The organism is Mesorhizobium sp. SARCC-RB16n (assembly GCF_008520305.1).
In the GTDB taxonomy this organism is placed as follows: domain Bacteria; phylum Pseudomonadota; class Alphaproteobacteria; order Rhizobiales; family Rhizobiaceae; genus Mesorhizobium.
In genome coordinates this window covers 176,797-195,669 of the sequence record NZ_ML703268.1, presented here as the reverse complement: position 1 = coordinate 195,669, position 18,873 = coordinate 176,797, and the positions used below count along the sequence as shown (strand labels likewise).

Sequence of the window (18,873 nt, the reverse complement as noted above, 5' to 3'; positions counted from 1 at the left end):
GCTCCCTGTTAAGCCGGACCCCTCTTTGTCCCTTAGCCCGCCGGTCCGGCACCGGCGAGCGTCTCCCCGGTGATCATGTTGATCACCGCGTCGGGACTTGTCTTGTTGCGTGCGACATCGCCCGCCACGACGCCTTGCCGGATCACCACGATCCGGTCGGCGACCTGGAAAGCCTGCTGCATGATATGGGTGATGATGACGACGCCGATGCCCTGGCTCGCCACCTGGCGGATCATGTCGAGACCGCGCCGCGTCTGTTCGACGCCAAGCGCGGCGAACGGCTCGTCGAGCAGCACCAGCTTGCCGCCCCAATGCACGAAGCGGTTGAGCTCGATGGCCTGCCGCTGGCCGCCCGAGAGATGCTCGACATTGGTGCGCAGCGATGGAATGCGGGTGCCGGCGCTGGCCAGCGCCTTGCCGACGACGGCTTCCATGGCGCGCTCATCGAGCACGGGAATGCCAAGCACCTTCCTGGTGATCTCGCGGCCCATGAAGAAATTGGCCACCACGTCGACATTGGTGCAGAGCGATAGGTCCTGGTAGACGGTTTCGATCCCCGCCGCCTTGGCTTCCGCCGGCGACCGGGCCAGGAAGTCCTTGCCCTCGAACAGCATGCGGCCGGAGGTCGGTTCGAGACCGCCCGCAATGATCTTGACCAGCGTCGACTTGCCGGCGCCATTGTCGCCGAGCAGCGCCACGACCTCGCCCTTGCCGATGGAAAAGCTGATCCCCTTCAGCGCTTCGATCGCGCCATAGTTCTTGGTCACGTTGTCGAGCACCAGCAGGGGTTCGCTCATGCGGCAATCTCCCTGGCCGAAAGGATGTCGCGGCCGCGCTCGCGTTCGGCGGCGAACATCTGGCCGAAGCGGGGCGACAACACCCCGGAAACGGCGAGGGCCGCGGCGCCGCGCAGCACGGCATGCTGGCCGCCGCTGGCGACGATGACACGCGGCGTCTTGCGGTCCGCGCGGGCCGAGACCGAATTGTGCAGCGGTTCGGCCGCGTCTGCCAGGCGTTCGAGCAACTCCGATGCCGCCAAGCCGCCGAGCACGACCGTCTCTGGGTCGAAGAGGTTTTCGATGATGGCGATGGTGTTGCGGAAGATCGGGCCGACTTGCGCCACCCAATCGGTGTCGTCGCCGGCCCAGCGGCCCCGCGCTTCGAGCGAGAGGTAGCGCTCGAGGCAGCCTCGGTTGCCGCAGGGGCAAAGCTCGCCGTCAGGGACCACGGGAATGTGGCCGATCTCGCCGGCATTGCCCCAGGCGCCGCGCAGAACGGCGCCGTCATGCATCATGGCGCCGCCAAGCCCAACGCCGAAATAGAGATAATAATAGTCGGAATGGCGGGCTCCGATGCCATAGAGCCGCTCGCCCATCGCGGCGGCGGCCATGTCGCTCTCGAAGAACGCCGGCAATCCCGTCGCGGCCGTCAGCCGTTCACGCAGCGCCACGTGCTTCCAACCGGTCATCGTGGTCGGGCCGACAAAGCTCATGGAGTCCACGTCGAACGGACCGGGAAGCGCCATGCCGATGCCGATGACGCGGCCGCCGGGCCGCTTGCCCGTCAGGTCGCGGACCATGGCGCCAATCTGCTCGAACGCATGATCGGGCGCCGCGTTGGGCGCTTCGCGGCGTGAACTCTCGATGACATCGCCGCTGAGATTGATCAATGCGGCGTCTATTCCAAGCGGCGTCAGGTGGATGCCGACGGCATAGCCGCCTTCCGGGTTGATACGCAGCGTCGCCGGTGGCAGGCCACGCCCCTTCGGCTCTTCGCGCACGGACAGGATGTAGCCCTGTTCCTCCAGTTCGCGAACGATGGTCGACACGGTCTGGACGGTGAGCCCGACATGCCTGGCGATGTCGCCACGTGCTATCGGGCCATGACGGCGGATGGACTCCAGCACGATACGCCGGTTGTACGGCCGTCCGAACTCCTGATTGGTCCCCCGCAATGCCATGCCTTGCGTCCCCACTTGACGTGAGGTTCGCATCAAACATTTATTCAGTCAAATGGAATTCAAAAATGATCCGGAACACGGACAGAGCTGCCGACCCACGACGTCTCACCCTCGGTGGTTGCGGATTCCAGCCGGCAAGCGAGCGGTCGCCCTCGCTAGAGATATTGTGCGACTTTCCTGCCGACGGTCAGGAAGCGCAGCGGATCGATCGCCTCGCCATTGTGCCGCACTTCATAGTGGAGATGCGGGCCGGTCGAGCGTCCGCTGCTGCCGGTCTTGCCGATGATGGCGCCGGCGTCCACTTTTTCGCCCACCGTCACATCGATCTCGCTCAGATGCCCGTAACGAGTCGCAAAGCCGTTGCCGTGATCGACTTCCACCATGCGGCCATAACCGCCGTTCCAGCCGGCCTTGGTCACGACGCCGGCCGCCGTCACCCGCGCCGCCATGCCGATAGGTGCCCTGAAGTCCATTCCCGAATGCAGCGCGGCCGTGCCGAGGATGGGGTCGGTGCGCACGCCGAACGGGCTGGTGACGGAATGGCCGGGGGCGGGATTGGCAAGCGGCAGCCGGCGCGCTTCGTTCTTCAGCTGATCGAGCGTGTCCAGCGCCTCGTCCAGTTCCTTGACCTTGCTGTCGAAGATCATCGAGGAGTCGAGCGGGATCAACGGTCCGCCGACATCGCTCTCGTTCTTGCCGAAATTGCTGTCGACCGGCAGTCCGGCTGCCTGCAGCGCCTGCTGGATGGCATCTGCGCTTTTGTAGGCATTATCCGCGAGCGTGCTGATTCGGCTGAGCTGTTCGTTCTCGATGGATTTCAGCGACTGGTTGATCGAGACGAACAGCTTGTCGGCGCGATCGGCGGCTGAATCGGTGGGCAGCGGATCGGTGCGGGTCGACCACAGGGAGAAGGGCCTCGTGTCGGCGGTGCCGAGATCGGCGCCCAGGCTGGCGACCGCGTAGTTCTGCGCCGGCTGCTTGATGCTGCCGGTCACCTCGGCGCGCTTGTCCGGCTTGGCAGCCGCGGCCGGATCGTCGGCGGGCACCGTTCCGACCTCATTTTCGGCGCGTTCGAGCAGCGGGCCGAGACGGCCATGCCGCTGGCTGAGCTGCGTCTGCCGCTCAAGCAGTTCGCTGACCTTGGTTTCCATCAGTTGCTGGTCGAGCAACTGCCTGCTGGTGATGCGGTCGACCTGGGCGCGAAGCGCCGAAATGCGGTCCTCATAAGCCTGCTGCATGCGCGCCTGGCGCGCGGTGGTGGCGCCGATCAGGTCGTCGCGCAGCACGAGATAGGATGTGGCCAGGAGATAGCCGATGGCAATCGCGGCGAGTGCCGAACCGATGAATGCCGCGAGCCAGGGGCGGATCGTGAAGTGCCTGATCTCGCTGCCTCGGGCGATGATGACCGTGTGGGGTTCTTTGCGCCTGCCGAAGACTGCGGACTGACCGGTTGCGTTCACGGGACCAAGCTTTCGTTTACGACACCACGACAGCTTGATTACACATTATTAGGGTTAACAAAGGCTTGCCTTGTCCGCTGTGCGGCGCCGAATGCACGCAGCGCGGGCAAGAGATTGCATGAGAACCGCCAAGGTGCGGCCGCCATGTCGCGAAATCGTTGGCGATGAGCACCCAATGTTCTGCCAGCAGCGGCTTGTCGTGCCCAGAGCAAGGCTCGGGTTTCTTAACTGTCTTCGATTGCATTTAATTGACGCTTTTCGAGTAAAGGCGTGCTGATATTTGGAATTGACCGTGGCGGTGGGAATGCTGAACGATCTGGTTGGCAAGATCCTCGACAAGATTTCGGGCACCAGTCTGCTGGCGACCGGGCTTTTGCTGCTGACTGCCTTTGTCAGCGCGCTCGTGGCCTATTGGCGCACGGTCGAGGAGAAGAACTGGAGGGAGTTTTTCGAATTCGTCATCCCGCATGAGGTCATCACCCATCCCTCGGCGAAGGCCGACCTGATGTTCTGGGTAACGAAGAAGGCCCTGATGCCCTTCCTGATGTTGCCCGCCGGAATTGTCTTCGTCACGGCGGTGGGCTACGGGACCAACTGGCTGTTTTCGACACTGTTCCAGTTCCAGCCGCCTCTGATGGAGGGGCCGGCAGGGCCAGTGACGGTGCTGATCTTCACCGTCAGCATGCTGCTTGCTTACGACATTTCCTACTATCTCTATCACGTCGCCCAGCATCGCTATCCGCTGCTTTGGGAACTGCACAAGGTGCATCACTCGGCCGAGGTGATGGTCGGGATCACCAAGGACCGGGTCCACCCGCTCGACGAGTTGATGAATCGAGCCTGGGACGGCGTCATCGTGGGGTTCTGCTTCGGCGTCTGGTCGCTGATTTCGCTGAACCTTGTCGAACTGACCGTCTTTGGCGTCAACGTCTATGTCATGCGCAACATCCTGATGATGGATTTCGTCAGGCATACGCATTTCAAGATTTCGTTCGGCCCGCTCAACAATTTGATCCTGTGTCCTCATTGGCACCAGTTGCATCACAGCGTCGATCCGCGCCACTACGACAAGAATTTCGGGCTGCTCTTCTCGTTCTGGGATCGGCTCTTCGGAACATTGTGTGTTCCGAGGCCCGACGAGGACTTCAGGTTCGGGCTGGTCGACCGCGATGTGCGCGACTACCAGTCGCTCGCCGGCCTTTATGTCATGCCGCTGAAGCGGATGTGGGGGCATATTGCAAGGCGCATCCGGCCTGGAAAGCCACGCACCTCGCGATCATCGGAAGGGACACGGCCATGAACGCTCCCGTTGTGCTCGCAATCCCGCGGACACGCACCTTCGAAGTCGTGACATCGGCGGTGCGCCTGGCCGAGATCGCACCGGCCTGGAGCGCGCTCTGGCAGCGGGCTGGCGGGCTTGTGTTCCAGCATCCGGACTGGATCGCGGCCTGGTGGCGCACCACCCCGCACCAGGAGCGGCGCACGCTCAGGATCGGGCTTGCCTGGAACGGCGACCGGCTCGATGGCGTGATAGCGCTCGCAACCTTCAGGCGCTCAGGCATCCGCTTGCTCGAATGGGCGGCGAAGGATCACAGTGACTATGGCGACGCGCTGGTTGCACCCGACTGCGATCCGCGGGCGATCTCGCGCCTCTGGCAGTATGTTTTCGACCAGGGCGGCTTCGACCTGATCTATCTCAACCGTCTGCTGCCGGATGCCGGTGTTCATGCCCTGCTGCAGCCGGCCCACGGCAAGGCACTTCGGCCCAACCACCGCACTGAAATCAGCTATCGCGTCGCCGGCCCCTGGCAGCGCGGGGCGGAATGGTTCGAGACGTTGTCCAAGAAGGGCCGGCAGAACTATCGTCGTGGCCGCAAGTTCATGGAAGAGAGCGGCGCATTGCGTTTCCGGCTACTGGATGCGGAGGACCCGCGCGAGCCGGTGCTCGAGCGGGTCGCGACGCTGAAGCGCCTCTGGCTCGCCCGCCATGGGCGCGCCTCGGATCTGTTTGATGAGGGTTCGCCCGTTCTCTCCGCGCTTATTTCAGTGCTGGCCGACCTCGGGCTGTTGCGCATCTTCGTGCTAGAGCTTGACGACACGATCGTCGCCGTCTCGATCAATTTCGAGCAGCACGGCACGATGATGGCTTTCGTCACCACCTATGATCCCGAATACGAGCGCGCCTCGCCGGGTATGGTGCTGATGATGGACTATATCCAGTGGTCGCTCGACCGTGGCTTGGCCAAAATTGATTTTCTCTGCGGCGGCGAGGATTTCAAGCGGCGCTTCGCCACGCAGTCGGTCATGCTGTCATCGATGATGGGTGCGCGCGGCTTGCGCGGTCATCTCGCCGCGCTGGCCGATCATGTGGGCCATGTTTCGAAATCCTGGAGGACTGGGCGGCAGCCGAAGGCCGAGGCGCCCGACGAGTAACGATCGCAATTGTCGATTGCTTTCGCGGGCTTCGGCGACGCTCAAAGCGCGCGAACGGCTTCCAGCACGGCCTCGGCATGGCCCTTGACCCGGACTTTGCGCCAAATCCTGGCGATCCGCCCGTCGCGGCCGATCAGGAACGTCGCGCGCTCGACACCCATGTATTTGCGGCCATACATCGATTTCTCGACCCATAGATGGTAGGCCTCGATCACCTTGCGCTCCTCGTCGGCGGCAAGATCGATGGTGAGATCGTATTTTGACTTGAACTTGTCGTGTTTCTTGGCGCTGTCGGGCGACAGGCCAATGACGACGGCGCCGGCCTTCTCGAATTCCGGCTTCAGCTGTGAGAAGCTGATCGCCTCTTGCGTGCAGCTTGTCGTGTCGTCCTGCGGGTAGAAATAGAGCACGACAGGCTTGCCGGTGGATGCGGCTAGGCTGAGCGATCCACCACCATCCCGCGGCAGGTCGAATTGCGGCGCGGGATCGCCTACGTCGAGGTCGGCCATATCGATGCCCTTGTTTGAGGTTACGCGCGAAGCCACAGCGATATAGTGTCGAGCGGGGATTCGTCCACGAGCGAATTCGTACAACGGAAGATTGCGTGGACCAGGAGCAACCGCAGCACGAGAAGATCAGGTTCAGGCGGGACGAGATCACCGACCTGGGGGCCTTGCCGTCCGCTTGCCGCGTGCCGCCTCTCGGTCAGGCTGCTATCGGCCGCGGCGTCCGCATGCTCTCGCGCGTGTTTGCCGGCCTGGTCGCATTCATACTGCTGGCCGCGGTGGCCGTCTACCTCATCGGCCTTTACGGCATCGGCTCGGACAGGCTGCGCGTGGAGGCGGAGAGCGCCATAGAGAGGCTGGCGGGCGTCGACGTCAATGTCGCGGTCGGACCCGCGCGCATCACACTCGACAGTTCGAGCTTCGTCGCTCTCCAGGTGAGCGATGTCAGCCTGAAGACCGGCGACGGCAAACCCATGGCCGATGTGGGCCGCGTGCGCTTTGGCGTGCGCCTGGTGCCGCTGCTTTGGGGCGAGGTGCGGCTGACCAGTGCCAGGGTCTCCGATGCCCGTATCCTCATGGCGGCGATGCCGTCCGGCGGCGACTGGACCGCGGCGCTGCGCAACTCGGACGGCCTGGTCGACCCGGAGAAACTGTCGGACGCGGTGTTCGGCAACATCCATGGCGCACTCGACGCCGTGCGGGAAGATTCGATGCGCCGGATCGATCTCAGCAATGTCGAGTTCGTGCTGCCCGACGCCGGACCGATCAAACTGGTCAAGATCGCCGACGCCACCGTCGTTCAGTCGGGACCTGGCGGCATGAAGTTCACATCCGAGGCGGATGTCGACGGCAGGACAGTCACCGTTGCGGCTTCCGCCACCCGCGATATCGCGGCGCACCGTGTGACAAGCCTGGATGCCAGCATCAATCTGGCGGATGCCGGCGCCGCAGCCGGCTCCGGCAAGCTTGGGGCCGTCGCGTTGAAGCTCACAGGATCGGAAGGCTCAGGTGCCGCCGCATCACGCTTGACCGCCGCCCTTTCGTCCACCGGGTCGGTGCTGGATCTTGGCACGCGCGGGCTGCTGCCGGCAGATGCTGATGTCGATGCGACGCTTGTCTATGGCTCCAACAAGATCCAGGTGGACAGGTTGCTGCTAAAGACCGGCCGCTCGACTTTCGATTTTGCCGGCTCCATCGGGCCCAAGCCCTCGACCGGTGCCGCGGATGAGGAGCCCGCCTACCGTTACGACCTGACCAGCGACGGCTCGACCCTGGCGCCGTCGGAATCGCCGGAGCCCGCGCTGACTTTCCTCTCGCGCGTTGCCGGCGTCTATCAGACCAAAAGCCATAAGCTGGTGGCCGAGCAGATCGCCGTTCGATCCGCCGCTTCCAGTGAGGTGCTTGGCACCGCGACGGTGGAATTCGTTGACGGCAAGGCCCCCGGGATCAATCTGGCGCTCAACGTCCACAATATGCCGGTCTCTCACGTCAAACAGCTCTGGCCTTGGTTTTCGGCGCGCAATGCGCGGCTCTGGGTGCTGGATAATCTGTTCGGCGGCCGCGTGGTAGACGCCAATCTCCAGTTTCAGGTGGTGCCGGACCGCCTCGGCAATGGCGTGCCGCTTTCCGCCGACGAGGTCTTCGGCCGTTTCCAGATCGAGGGGACGCGTTTCGACACAGCCGGCCGCATTCCGCCGATCCGCGACGCGATGGGCGTCGTCGGCTTCCACGGCAACGACGTCGACATCTCGTTGTCGTCGGGCACCGTCTTCATGCCAAGTGGCCGCGTGGTGGCGGCCAGCAACGGGACATTGGCCGTCAAGGCAGCAAACCGCCCGCCGGTCATCGGCGCTCTCGATATCGACGTTGCCGGCGATGCGTCCGCCGTCGCCGAACTTGCATCCTACGAACCGATCAATGCCATGCGCCATGTCGGCATTCTGCCGGAGGACCTTTCCGGCGGCGTCACGGGCCATGTCAAGGCGGACATCCCGCTGCAGTCTGGCGTCGACACCTTGAAGCTCGATTGGCTGGTGTCGCTCGACTACACCGGCCTGTCGCTGGCCAAGCCGTTCGAGGGACAGACCGTGACGGGTGCCGATGGTTCGATCACGGTCGACCCGCAAAAGGCTGTTATTTCCGCCAAGGCGTCGCTGAACGGCATTCCGGCCGAACTCGACCTCATCGAGCCGCTGGCGGATGACGGCCCGGCGCGCAGCCGCAAGGTAGCCCTGGTGCTCGACGACAAGATCCGCGCCGCCGCCATGCCCGGCCTGACGCCGCTGCTTGGCGGTACGGTGAAGGTCGCAATCGACAAGAGCGGCAGCGGCAACCAGAACGTCTCGGCCGACCTGACCAATGCCAGGCTGGACGTTCCCTGGGCCGGCTGGAGCAAGGGGGCGGGGGTTCCCGCCAGCGCCACATTCGTCATGACCAAGTCCGGCGACACCACGACACTGTCCGACTTTAACCTCGACGGAAAGACATTCACCGTCGACGGCAGCATCGTGCTGGTCAACGGCGCCTTGTCTTCGGCCAAGTTCAGCAAGGTCACCTTGAACAGGGGCGACGACGTGGCGGTTTCGGTGAAGCGATCGGGCAAGGGCTATGCGGTCGACATCAATGGCAAAGCGCTCGACGCTCGTTCGCTCATCAAGCAGTTCACGTCCGATGTGGACACCGCAACCAAGACGACAGGAACAGACAACATTTCCGTCAGCGCCGATGTCGATCAATTGACCGGTTTCCACGATGAGCAACTGTCCAACCTGAAGCTCGACTACAGTGCGGCTGGTTCAAGGGTGAACGGACTGAAGGTCAGCGCGACGGCGAGTTCCGGCGCTGCCATCGCCATCAGCAATACCACCGGCGACGGCAGGCGCTCGCTCAGCGTGCGGTCGGCGGACGCCGGCGCCATCCTGCGGTTCCTCAACATCTATGAGCACATGGAAGGCGGATCGATTACGCTGGCGCTGACGGGGGCCAGCGACGGACCGATGAAGGGCAAGGTCGACACCAGCAACTTCTTCGTCGTCAACGAACCCAAGCTTGCCTCCATCGTCTCGACCACGCCCGCCGGCGACAGCCGCAGCCTCAACCAGGCGGTGAAGGGCAACCTCGACACGTCGCGGGTGAAGTTCGAACGCGGTTACGCCGAGATCGACAAGGGCAGCGGCTACCTGAAGCTGACCAATGGCGTGCTGCGTGGGCCGCGCATCGGTACGACCTTCCAGGGCATCCTCTACGACCAGAACAACAATATGGACATGACCGGCACCTTCATGCCGGTCTACGGCCTGAACCGCATTTTTGGCGAATTGCCCATCGTCGGCGCGCTTCTGGGCAATGGCCGAGACCGCGGCCTGATCGGTGTGACCTACCGGCTCAGGGGCAATGCCAACAAGCCGGTGCTCGACGTCAACCCGCTGTCGGTGATCGCGCCGGGGATATTCAGGTCGATCTTCGAATACAGGTGAGATCTCAGGCCGGCCGCACCAGGATGTGTTTTTTCCTGCCCAGTGAAAGCTTTACGACGTTTTCCGGACTCAAATCCTCAAGCGTGACCAGTCGACGGTCGTCGCTTACCGGCTGGTCGTTCAAGCGCACGGCGCCGCCTTGGATATGTCGCCGTGCCTCGCCATTGGACGATGCCAGCCCCGCGCTGACCAATAGCGACAGGATGCCGACGCCGGCTTCGAGTGCGGCCTTGTCCGTCTCGACGGTCGGCAACGTGTCGGCGAGCGCGCCTTCCTCGAAGGTCTTGCGCGCGGTTTCACTGGCTTGGTCGGCGGCCGCGCGGCCATGCAGATGGGCGGTGATCTCGGTAGCGAGGATCTTCTTTGCCTCGTTGATCTCGGAGCCGCCCAGCCGCTCGAGCCGCGCGACCTCGTCCAGTGGCAGCGTGGTGTAGAGTTTCAGGAAGCGGGCAACGTCGGCATCCTCGGTGTTGCGCCAGTACTGCCAGAACTCGTAGGGGCTCAGCATCTCCGGATCGAGCCAGACCGCGCCCGAAGCTGACTTGCCCATCTTGGCGCCGGACGAGGTGGTGAGCAGCGGCGTGGTCAGTGCGTAGAGTTGCGCATCCTCCATACGGCGGCCGAGATCGATGCCGTTGATGATGTTGCCCCATTGATCGGAGCCGCCCATCTGCAGGCGGCAGCCGAGGCGCTTGTAGAGTTCGACGAAATCATACGCCTGCAGGATCATGTAGTTGAATTCGAGGAACGACAGCGATTGCTCGCGATCGAGCCGCAACTTGACGGAATCGAACGCAAGCATGCGGTTGACGGAAAAGTGCCGGCCGACATCGCGCAGGAAATTGACGTAGTTGATCTCCATCAGCCAGTCGGCATTGTTGACCATGACCGCGTCGTTCGGACCACTGCCGAATTTGAGGTAGGGCATGAAGTTGCGGCGGATACCGGCGAGATTGTCGTCGATATCTTGTGGCGTCAAAAGCTTGCGCGCCTCGTCCTTGAAGGAGGGGTCGCCGATCATCGAGGTGCCGCCGCCCATCAGCGCGATCGGCCGGTGGCCTGTCTGCTGCAGCCAGTGCAGCATCATGATCTGGATCAGCGAGCCGGCATGCAGGCTCTTGGCCGTGGCATCGAAGCCGATATAGGCCGTCACCGTTTCCTTGGCGAAGATGTTGTCGAGGCCGGCATCATCCGAGGTCTGGTGGATGAAGCCGCGCTCGCTCATCGTGCGCAGGAAATCGGATTTGAAGGCAGGCATGTTTTCTTTCCCGAAAGCGTGCGCCCGGTCCGGCGCGGGCATATGTGAACGCGCGCGTTTAGCACTCAAGTGGCATCAGCAAAAGTGGATTCCGGTTTTGCGGCCCGAACGGATGGTGCCAGCGGCGATACGGCTGCAATGCTTGCTTCATCGTTTCGGCTGGCGTAATGAGGCGCCGCCCCAAAAGGTTCTTGCAGCCCACGACCTCAAGCGGCACCGCACGGCATCCATAAATGCCATATCCGACGACAGAGCCCCGACGCGACATGCCGGACGCATTGATATCCATTGTCATTCCTTGCAGAAACGAGGCGGCAAACCTGCCGCTGCTGATCGACGAGATCGAGGCGGCGATGGCTGGCCGCGACTTCGAACTGATCATCGTCAATGACGGCTCGACCGACGAGACCGTTGCCGTGCTCGCCGAACAGGCGGCGCGACGCCCGTTTCCGCTGCGCGAGTTGCGGCATGAAAAATCCGCCGGCCAGAGCCTCTCGGTGCGTTCGGGCGCCTGGGCGGCGCGCGGCGGCATTGTCGCGACCATCGACGGCGACGGCCAGAACGATCCGCAATACATTCCGATGCTGGTCGATGCCTTACGCCAGGCCGGCCCCGATTTCGGCGCCGCGCAAGGGCAGCGCCTCAAGCGCCGCGACAGCAAGGTCAAGCAATTGGCGTCGCGTTTCGCCAACTGGCTGCGAAACGCCATCCTGCATGACGAGACGCGCGATACCGGCTGTGGCCTGAAGGCGGTGCATACCGATATCCTGCGCAAACTGCCGTTCTTCGACGGCACCCATCGCTTCGTTCCGGCGCTGGTCATCCAGGAGGGGTACCGCGTCGTGCATTGCGATGTGATCGATCGCTCGCGCCGGCACGGCAAATCGAATTACGGCATTTTCGATCGCGGCTTGCAGGGCGCGGCCGATCTCATTGGCGTCTGGTGGTTGCGCCGCCGGCGCCGCAGAATGCCAAAAGTAGAGGAAATCAAGCGTGTTTAATGTGCTTCAGGAACTGGGGACCTGGCTTCACCAGGTTTTCATCAAGCAGTTCGATGCGTGGGTTCTGCTCGGTTTCATCGCCCAGTTCTTCTTCACCATGCGCTTCGTCGTGCAGTGGCTCGCCTCGGAAAAGGCCAAGCGCAGCGTCGTGCCTGTGGCCTTCTGGTTCTTCTCCCTGTTCGGCGGTGGCCTGCTTCTGATCTATGCCATCCAGCGCCAGGATCCGGTGTTCATCGCCGGGCAGGCCATGGGCATGTTCATCTACATCAGAAATCTCTGGCTGATCGCCAATGAGCGCAAGGCGGCGATGACCAAGGTCGATTGAGCAGCCGCCCAAAAGAAATGATCGGAGAGACTCAAAAATGGCGTTGAACAGGAACTACATATTTCTCTTCCTGTTCAGCCTGGTGATGACGGCTTCGGGCCTGGCATCGATGCCGCCGATCGACCGTGACGAGCCGCGCTTCGTCCAGGCCACCAAGCAGATGGTCGAGAGCGGCGACTATGTCGACATCCGCTTTCAGGACACCTCACGCTACCAGAAGCCGATCGGCATCTACTGGCTGCAATCGGCGGCCGTGGCGCTGAGCGGGCAGGGTGCCGAGGCGCCGATCTGGGTCTATCGCACGGTTTCGGCACTTGGCATTGCCATTGCAGTGCTGGCGATCGCCTGGACCGGGACCAATCTTTTCGGTGCCAATGCCGGCCTCGCGGCCGGCCTGGTGATGGCCGCCATCTTCGCCACCGCTTTCGAAGGCCGCGACGCAAAGACCGATGCCATGCTGCTGGCCTGCTGCGTAGCGGCGCAAGGGGCGCTGGCGCAGATTTATCTCGCATCGCGCCGCAATGAACCGGTCGGAGGTCATCTCTGGTGGATCTTCTGGATCGCGCAAGGGGCCGCGATCCTCATCAAGGGGCCGATTGCGCCGCTGCTGTCCGCGTTGACCGTCGCGACGCTGTTCGCCTTCGAACGCGACGGGCGCTGGCTGTCGAAGCTCAGGGTTGGGCGCGGCTTGCTGCTCGTCCTGGTGATTGCTCTGCCCTGGCTCGCCGCGATCACCTGGAAGAGCCACGGTGCTTTCCTGCAGCAGGCCGTTGGCAAGGACATGCTCGGCAAGGTCGCGTCAGGCGCGGAATCGCATGGCCTGCCGCCCGGTTTCTATATATTGACCTATTCGCTGTTCATGTGGCCGTTCGGCCTGATCGCGGTCGGCGCTGGCTTGCAGGCCCTCAACCGTCTGCGCGACGATGTCAGGCTGCGCTTCTGCCTCGCCTGGTACATTCCGTTCTGGCTCGTCTTCGAACTCATTCCCACCAAGCTGCCGCATTACGTCCTGCCGGCCTATCCCGGCATGGCGCTGCTGACTGGGTGGCTGCTGACATTGCAGCCGCAGGACGCCAATGCGCCGCTCAGGCGCTGGCAGCAATGGTTGTGGTGGTCGACCGCATTCGGTCTTGTCGTGGTCAGCCTGGGCCTGGCGGCGGTCTGCATCGGCGCGCCGATCTACCTTACCCATACTTTCTCTTGGTGGAGCATTCCGGCGGCGGCGGCCGCACTCGGCGCAGGCTATTTTGCGTTCTCCCGCCAGTTGCAGGTGCCGCTGCCCCGCATCGGCGCCACCGCCGCCTGTGCCGGTATTGCCTATGCGTTGTTGTTCGGGATCATCGCCCCGTCCCTGAAGCCGATATGGCTGAGCCCGGCAATCAGGGAAGCGGTGCGCGCCAACAAACCTTGCGACACGACCGTACTGGCCTCGGCGCGCTATCAGGAGCCGAGTCTGGTGTTCCTGGTCGGCACGAAAACGGTGCTGACCGATGTCGGCGGCGTGGCGGAGCATCTGCTTGCCGATCCTGCTTGCTCCTTGGGGCTGGCACCGATCGGCGACGAACAGAAATTGAATGGCATGCTGTCAGTGCAAGGCAAGTCGGCAAACCGGATCGCCGAAGTCGACGGTCTCAACTATTCGTCGGGAGACAAACTGTCGCTCGGTCTCTACCGTATAGCGCAATGACGATGATGATGGGGTCGAGTTCCCAATGCTCCTGAGATCGCGCCCGCCAGTTTCCAGATCGCTCCTCGGGATAGGACGCCGATCCCTAGGCAATTTTCGCGACACCCTGCAGATCGCAAGACGGCGCCTTGCCGTTCGCCCGGCTCGCTATCCCAACATTTCGTGGTGGGCGTGGGGCCTGGTCTGGGTCTTTCTGACGGCAGCGGCCTTTGTTCGTCTCGACACGCCAGCAGGAGTGACCCATGGCCAATGGTCGCCTGATGTGGCCAGGCTTGCCGAGTTCTTCACGCAATTCGGACTGGGCGGCTGGTATCTCATCCCGTCCGCGCTTCTGCTTGTCGCGGCCAATCTGACGGATTGGCGAAGCCTATCGCGGCGCGCGCTGATGCTGGTCTACAGTTGGACCTGTCTGGCTTTCTTGGTGCTGAGCGCCGTCGGCCTTTCGGGCCTCACCGTCAATGTCCTGAAATATGCCATTGGCAGAGCCCGCCCGCTCTACTACCAGGATTTTGGCGTCCTTGCGCTGCACCCTTTTGCCTTCGATGCGCGCTTTGCCGGCTTTCCCTCCGGCCATGCCACGACGATGGGCGCAGTGTTCGGCATCCTGCTGCTTTTGTTTCCGCGGCGTTGGTACATTGCCCTGGTGGTCACGGCCTGCATCGCCTCGACCAGGGTCTTCGTCGGCGCGCACTATCCGAGCGACACCGTAGCCGGCTTCGGCCTCGGCTGCGCCTTCGCGCTGGCAGTCGGACTGGTCTTCGCCAGGCTCGGCTTCATCTTCCGGCCGGCTCCTTCAGGATTGCCGGTCCGCAAGCCATCGTTCCGGCTCATTGCCCCAGAAAAATAGGTCGCTGCCGGACATCAGCACGGCGGCAAGACATATGTCGAGGAGGCGGGCATTGCCCGCCCACTCATTGCCGCGAATACGGATCGCCTGATGTCTTAGCGCAGCCGTTTCGGCCGCGGATCGGACAACTCTCCCGCCAGCCGGCGATCGAGATAGTCGGCGCATTCCTCGATCAGGACATCGGCGTCATTGGCGAAGAAATGGTTGGCGCCGGGCAGAGTCTTCTGCGTGATGGTGATGCCCTTTTGCGTGTGCAGCTTGTCGACCAGGCCTTGCACGTCCTTCGGCGGCGCCACCTTGTCGGCATCGCCGTGAATGATCAGGCCCGAGGACGGGCAGGGCGCCAGGAAGGAAAAATCATAGGTGTTGGGCTGCGGCGCGATCGAGATGAAGCCCTCGATCTCGGGCCGGCGCATCAGGAGCTGCATGCCGATCCACGAACCGAAGGAATAGCCGGCCACCCAGCAGCTCTTGGAATCCGGATGCAGCGACTGCACCCAGTCCAACGCCGCCGCCGCGTCCGACAACTCGCCGGTGCCGTGGTCGAACTCGCCCTGGCTGCGGCCGATACCACGGAAATTGAAGCGCAGCGTGGTGAAATCGCGCTTCTGGAACATGTAGAAAAGGTCATAAACGATCTTGTTGTTCATCGTGCCGCCGAACTGCGGGTGCGGATGCAACACGATGGCAATCGGCGCGCTCTTTTCCTTCGAGGGCTGGTAGCGTCCCTCCAGGCGGCCAGCCGGACCGGTGAAAATGACCTCAGGCATGAAATACTCCACGTGACATATACAAGTGCGGCGCCCGGAACTCTTCCTCTGGCCCCGCTTCCACAGACCTTGACGCAGGGCGAGCGTCTTCCTAGAAGCTAGTTTAGAATTGTTCAAAACTGGGTGGCCGAAACGCGATCGCCCGGTCGCACTCGCCGCAAGCCGCGTAAATAGGACGGCTTGCCTTGGAATTTCAAGGAAATAACGCCATACGTCGGCGGAATGGCTTCTGACGGGAAGGACTGGACGACAATGGCCGCGATACGCGCCTATCTCGACTATAATGCCAGTGCGCCGCTGCTTTCAGCGGCGCGCGAGGCCATGGTCGCGGCGTTTGATGCGGCCAATCCCTCGTCGGTCCATGCCGAGGGGCGTGCCGCGCGCAGGCTGGTCGAGAATGCCAGGCGCGACGTTGCGGCGTTGGTCAACGGCAAGGCCGAGCATGTCGTCTTCACATCGGGCGCGACCGAGGCCGCCTCGACGCTTCTGACGCCGGACTGGCGGATGGGGCGCGGCGCCATTCGCATGAGCCGGCTCTACGTGTGCGAGGCCGACCATCCGTGCCTGCTGAATGGCGGACGCTTCCCGGCAGACCTGGTGACGCGGATCGGTGTCGGCGCCGATGGCATCGTCAATGTCGACGCCTTGACGGCGGCGCTCGCCGGTCACGACAAGGCCGATGGCTTACCGTTGGTCGCGATCCACGCCGCCAACAATGAAACCGGCGTCATCCAGCCGATCGACCGCATCGCGGAGATCGTCAGGGCGGCGGGCGGCATTCTTGTCGTCGACGCCGTCCAGGCCGCTGGCCGCGTTTCCATCGATATGTCGGCCGAATACGCCGACTATGTGATTCTGTCCTCGCACAAGATCGGCGGGCCCAAGGGCGCTGGCGCCATCGTTGCCGCCGCTGACCTGATGATGCCGAGGCCGCTGATCAATGGCGGCGGCCAGGAAAAGGGCCGCCGTGGCGGCACCGAGAACCTGCCTGGCCTCGCCGGTTTTGGCGCCGCCGCGCGAGACGCCCTGGCCGGACTGAACGCCATCGGTGCCGTGCGTCAGCGTCGCGATGAGGTCGAAACGTCAATCAAGACGCTGGTACCGGATGTGGAAATCTTCGGGGCCGGCGCACCAAGGCTTGCCAACACGACATTCTTCGCTATTCCCGACGTCAAAGCCGAAACCGCCCAGATCGCCTTCGATCTGGCGGGCGTGGCGCTTTCCGCCGGCTCCGCCTGCTCGTCGGGCAAGGTTGGACCGAGCCATGTGCTGAAGGCCATGGGGTACGGTGACAGCCTTGGCGCCTTGCGCGTGTCGGTCGGCGCAACGACCGGTGCCGAGGACGTCGAACTGTTCCGCACCGCGCTGGAAGGAATTGCCGCGCGCCGGGCGGGTAGAGAGAAAGCCGCGTAGCGGTTTGAGCATCGGACCGAAAATCCGATGCTTGAGAAAAACGGATTTGGGCTTCGGCCTGGTAGAGCCGTGCGTTTCATGCTGGCCGGGTGAATTTCCGGTCGAGGCGCACTATATTGAACTTACGCTGCCGCGGACGCTGCTCGGCGTCCAATCGGCGGTGCCATAGTTTGAAAACTGTCGGGCCTTGACCCCGGCGTGGATGGAGAACGCATATGCCTGCTGTGCAGGACACGATCGATCGGGTCCGAAAGATCGACGTCGACCAATACAAATACGGATTCCAGACCGAGATCGCTGTCGACAAGGCTCCCAAGGGCCTGAGCGAAGACATCATCCGTTTCATCTCGGCCAAGAAGGACGAACCGTCCTGGATGCTGGACTGGCGCCTCGAAGCCTATCGGCGCTGGCTGGCGCTGGAAGAGCCGACCTGGGCGCGCGTCAACTATCCCAAGATCGATTTTCAGGACATCTACTATTACGCGGCGCCCAAGAGCACGCCCGGGCCAACTTCGCTCAGCGACGTCGATCCCGAGATATTGAAGGTCTACGAGAAACTCGGCATTCCGTTGAAGGAGCAGGAAATCCTCGCCGGCGTGCAGAAGACCGACGCCTCGGAGCTCGAGGAAGTCAGTGACAACGTCTACAAGTCGGGCCGCGTCGCTGTCGATGCCGTGTTCGATTCCGTGTCCGTCGTCACCACCTTCAAGAAGGAACTGGCGCAGGCCGGCGTCATCTTCTGCTCGATCTCCGAAGCGATCCGCGAGCATCCGGAGCTGGTCCAGAAATATCTTGGCTCGGTCGTGCCGACCTCCGACAATTTCTACGCCACGCTGAATTCGGCCGTGTTTACCGACGGCTCGTTCGTCTTCGTGCCCAAGGGCGTGCGTTGCCCGATGGAGCTGTCGACCTATTTCCGCATGAACGAGAAGAACACCGGCCAGTTCGAGCGCACGCTGATCATCGCCGAGGAGGGGGCCTACGTCTCCTATCTCGAGGGCTGCACGGCCCCGCAGCGGGACGAGAACCAGTTGCATGCCGCGGTGGTCGAACTGGTGGCGCTCGACGATGCCGAGATCAAATATTCGACCGTGCAGAACTGGTACCCTGGCGACGCTGACGGCAAGGGCGGCATCTACAATTTCGTCACCAAGCGCGGCGACTGCCGTGGCGACCGTTCGAAGATTTCGTGGACGCAGGTCGAGACCGGCTCGGCGATCACCTGGAAATATCCGAGCTGCATCCTGCGCGGCGACGATTCCTCGGGCGAGTTCTATTCGATCGCCGTGTCGAACGGCTACCAGCAGGTCGATAGCGGTACCAAGATGATCCATCTCGGCAAGAACACGTCGAGCCGCATCATCTCCAAGGGCATCGCCGCCGGCTTCTCGCAGAACACCTATCGTGGCCAGGTCTCGGCGCACCGCAAGGCGACCAACGCCCGCAACTTCACCAATTGCGACTCGCTGCTGATCGGGGACCAGTGCGGCGCTCACACCGTGCCGTACATGGAAGCCAAGAACTCGACGGCGCAGTTCGAGCACGAAGCGACGACGTCGAAAATATCAGAGGACCAGAAGTTCTACGTCATGCAGCGCGGCATTCCGGAAGAGGAAGCGATCGCTTTGATCGTCAACGGCTTCGTCAAGGATGTCATCCAGCAGCTGCCGATGGAGTTCGCGGTCGAGGCGCAGAAGCTGATCGGCATCTCGCTGGAAGGCTCCGTGGGCTGACCGG

Annotated in this window: 15 protein-coding genes; 9 read left to right on the top strand and 6 right to left on the bottom strand. The window is 62.9% G+C overall.

The window, feature by feature from the left end; all coding sequences use genetic code 11:
• Positions 1-32 precede the first annotated feature (32 nt).
• The 3 genes from C7I87_RS15975 to C7I87_RS15965 all read right to left on the bottom strand — a co-directional run bounded on the left by C7I87_RS15975 (position 33) and on the right by C7I87_RS15965 (position 3,420).
• Positions 33-797 carry an ATP-binding cassette domain-containing protein gene (locus C7I87_RS15975; RefSeq protein WP_149905102.1) on the bottom strand — a complete coding sequence of 255 codons (765 nt, stop codon included), beginning with the start codon at positions 795-797 and terminating at the stop codon, positions 33-35.
• Positions 794-1,960 (bottom strand): ROK family transcriptional regulator, encoded by a 1,167-nt coding sequence (locus tag C7I87_RS15970; RefSeq protein ID WP_149905101.1) that lies wholly within the window; start codon positions 1,958-1,960, stop codon positions 794-796. The genes C7I87_RS15975 and C7I87_RS15970 overlap by 4 nt, the downstream gene beginning before the upstream one ends.
• 155 nt (positions 1,961-2,115) lie before the next feature.
• Entirely contained in the window at positions 2,116-3,420 is a 1,305-nt protein-coding gene (locus tag C7I87_RS15965) for a M23 family metallopeptidase (protein ID WP_149905100.1), read from the bottom strand.
• A 304-nt stretch (positions 3,421-3,724) separates the two neighbouring features.
• On the opposite strand from C7I87_RS15965, the gene C7I87_RS15960 reads away from it, so the two are divergent.
• Both C7I87_RS15960 and C7I87_RS15955 read left to right on the top strand, forming a co-directional pair.
• Positions 3,725-4,720, top strand: a complete 996-nt coding sequence (locus C7I87_RS15960) for a sterol desaturase family protein (protein WP_188393862.1) — start codon at positions 3,725-3,727, stop codon at positions 4,718-4,720.
• Complete coding sequence (locus C7I87_RS15955; RefSeq protein ID WP_149905099.1) at positions 4,717-5,853, top strand: GNAT family N-acetyltransferase; 1,137 nt, start codon at positions 4,717-4,719, stop codon at positions 5,851-5,853. The genes C7I87_RS15960 and C7I87_RS15955 overlap by 4 nt, the downstream gene beginning before the upstream one ends.
• Positions 5,854-5,894: 41 nt before the next feature.
• Here the strand turns inward: C7I87_RS15955 and C7I87_RS15950 are convergent, their stop codons facing one another.
• A complete protein-coding gene (locus C7I87_RS15950; protein ID WP_149905098.1) occupies positions 5,895-6,362 on the bottom strand; it encodes a peroxiredoxin in 468 nt (155 codons plus the stop codon).
• 95 nt (positions 6,363-6,457) lie between these two features.
• Here C7I87_RS15950 and C7I87_RS15945 point away from each other — a divergent pair, with 95 nt between their 5' ends.
• Positions 6,458-9,835: a DUF3971 domain-containing protein gene (locus C7I87_RS15945; RefSeq protein ID WP_149905097.1), complete on the top strand. Its 3,378-nt coding sequence runs from the start codon at positions 6,458-6,460 to the stop codon at positions 9,833-9,835.
• 4 nt (positions 9,836-9,839) lie between these two features.
• Here C7I87_RS15945 and tyrS read toward each other — a convergent pair whose 3' ends face one another.
• Positions 9,840-11,093 (bottom strand): tyrosine--tRNA ligase, encoded by a 1,254-nt coding sequence (gene tyrS / locus C7I87_RS15940; protein WP_149905096.1) that lies wholly within the window; start codon positions 11,091-11,093, stop codon positions 9,840-9,842.
• 266 nt (positions 11,094-11,359) lie between these two features.
• Here tyrS and C7I87_RS15935 point away from each other — a divergent pair, with 266 nt between their 5' ends.
• Genes C7I87_RS15935 through C7I87_RS15920 form a run of 4 tightly spaced genes read left to right on the top strand, consistent with a single transcriptional unit; the run spans position 11,360 to position 14,953 of the window.
• The gene (locus tag C7I87_RS15935) at positions 11,360-12,094 is read left to right on the top strand and encodes a glycosyltransferase family 2 protein (RefSeq protein ID WP_149905095.1); all 735 of its coding nucleotides are present in this window, start codon (positions 11,360-11,362) and stop codon (positions 12,092-12,094) included.
• Positions 12,087-12,419, top strand: coding sequence for a lipid-A-disaccharide synthase N-terminal domain-containing protein (locus tag C7I87_RS15930; protein ID WP_149905094.1), 333 nt, complete (start codon positions 12,087-12,089; stop codon positions 12,417-12,419). Before C7I87_RS15935 ends, C7I87_RS15930 begins: the two co-directional genes overlap by 8 nt.
• 37 nt (positions 12,420-12,456) lie before the next feature.
• Entirely contained in the window at positions 12,457-14,106 is a 1,650-nt protein-coding gene (locus C7I87_RS15925; RefSeq protein WP_188393861.1) for an ArnT family glycosyltransferase, read from the top strand.
• Positions 14,107-14,131: 25 nt separating this feature from the next.
• Positions 14,132-14,953, top strand: a complete 822-nt coding sequence (locus tag C7I87_RS15920) for a phosphatase PAP2 family protein (protein WP_149905093.1) — start codon at positions 14,132-14,134, stop codon at positions 14,951-14,953.
• Between the two features lie 95 nt (positions 14,954-15,048).
• Here the strand turns inward: C7I87_RS15920 and C7I87_RS15915 are convergent, their stop codons facing one another.
• A complete protein-coding gene (locus C7I87_RS15915; RefSeq protein ID WP_027028091.1) occupies positions 15,049-15,723 on the bottom strand; it encodes an alpha/beta hydrolase in 675 nt (224 codons plus the stop codon).
• A gap of 252 nt (positions 15,724-15,975) precedes the next feature.
• On the opposite strand from C7I87_RS15915, the gene C7I87_RS15910 reads away from it, so the two are divergent.
• Positions 15,976-17,136, top strand: a complete 1,161-nt coding sequence (locus C7I87_RS15910) for a cysteine desulfurase family protein (RefSeq protein ID WP_149905092.1) — start codon at positions 15,976-15,978, stop codon at positions 17,134-17,136.
• A gap of 215 nt (positions 17,137-17,351) precedes the next feature.
• The gene (gene sufB / locus C7I87_RS15905) at positions 17,352-18,869 is read left to right on the top strand and encodes a Fe-S cluster assembly protein SufB (protein ID WP_149905091.1); all 1,518 of its coding nucleotides are present in this window, start codon (positions 17,352-17,354) and stop codon (positions 18,867-18,869) included.
• Positions 18,870-18,873: the final 4 nt, after the last annotated feature.

Excerpts from the sequence above, each read along its gene's own strand:
- C7I87_RS15975 (WP_149905102.1), bottom strand. The coding sequence starts at position 797 with ATGAGCGAACCCCTGCTGGTGCTCGACAACGTGACCAAGAACTATGGC.
- C7I87_RS15970 (WP_149905101.1), bottom strand. The coding sequence starts at position 1,960 with ATGGCATTGCGGGGGACCAATCAGGAGTTCGGACGGCCGTACAACCGG.
- C7I87_RS15960 (WP_188393862.1), top strand. The coding sequence starts at position 3,725 with ATGCTGAACGATCTGGTTGGCAAGATCCTCGACAAGATTTCGGGCACC.
- C7I87_RS15955 (WP_149905099.1), top strand. The coding sequence starts at position 4,717 with ATGAACGCTCCCGTTGTGCTCGCAATCCCGCGGACACGCACCTTCGAA.
- C7I87_RS15950 (WP_149905098.1), bottom strand. The coding sequence starts at position 6,362 with ATGGCCGACCTCGACGTAGGCGATCCCGCGCCGCAATTCGACCTGCCG.
- tyrS (WP_149905096.1), bottom strand. The coding sequence starts at position 11,093 with ATGCCTGCCTTCAAATCCGATTTCCTGCGCACGATGAGCGAGCGCGGC.
- C7I87_RS15935 (WP_149905095.1), top strand. The coding sequence starts at position 11,360 with ATGCCGGACGCATTGATATCCATTGTCATTCCTTGCAGAAACGAGGCG.
- C7I87_RS15925 (WP_188393861.1), top strand. The coding sequence starts at position 12,457 with ATGGCGTTGAACAGGAACTACATATTTCTCTTCCTGTTCAGCCTGGTG.
- C7I87_RS15920 (WP_149905093.1), top strand. The coding sequence starts at position 14,132 with ATGCTCCTGAGATCGCGCCCGCCAGTTTCCAGATCGCTCCTCGGGATA.
- C7I87_RS15915 (WP_027028091.1), bottom strand. The coding sequence starts at position 15,723 with ATGCCTGAGGTCATTTTCACCGGTCCGGCTGGCCGCCTGGAGGGACGC.
- C7I87_RS15910 (WP_149905092.1), top strand. The coding sequence starts at position 15,976 with ATGGCCGCGATACGCGCCTATCTCGACTATAATGCCAGTGCGCCGCTG.
- sufB (WP_149905091.1), top strand. The coding sequence starts at position 17,352 with ATGCCTGCTGTGCAGGACACGATCGATCGGGTCCGAAAGATCGACGTC.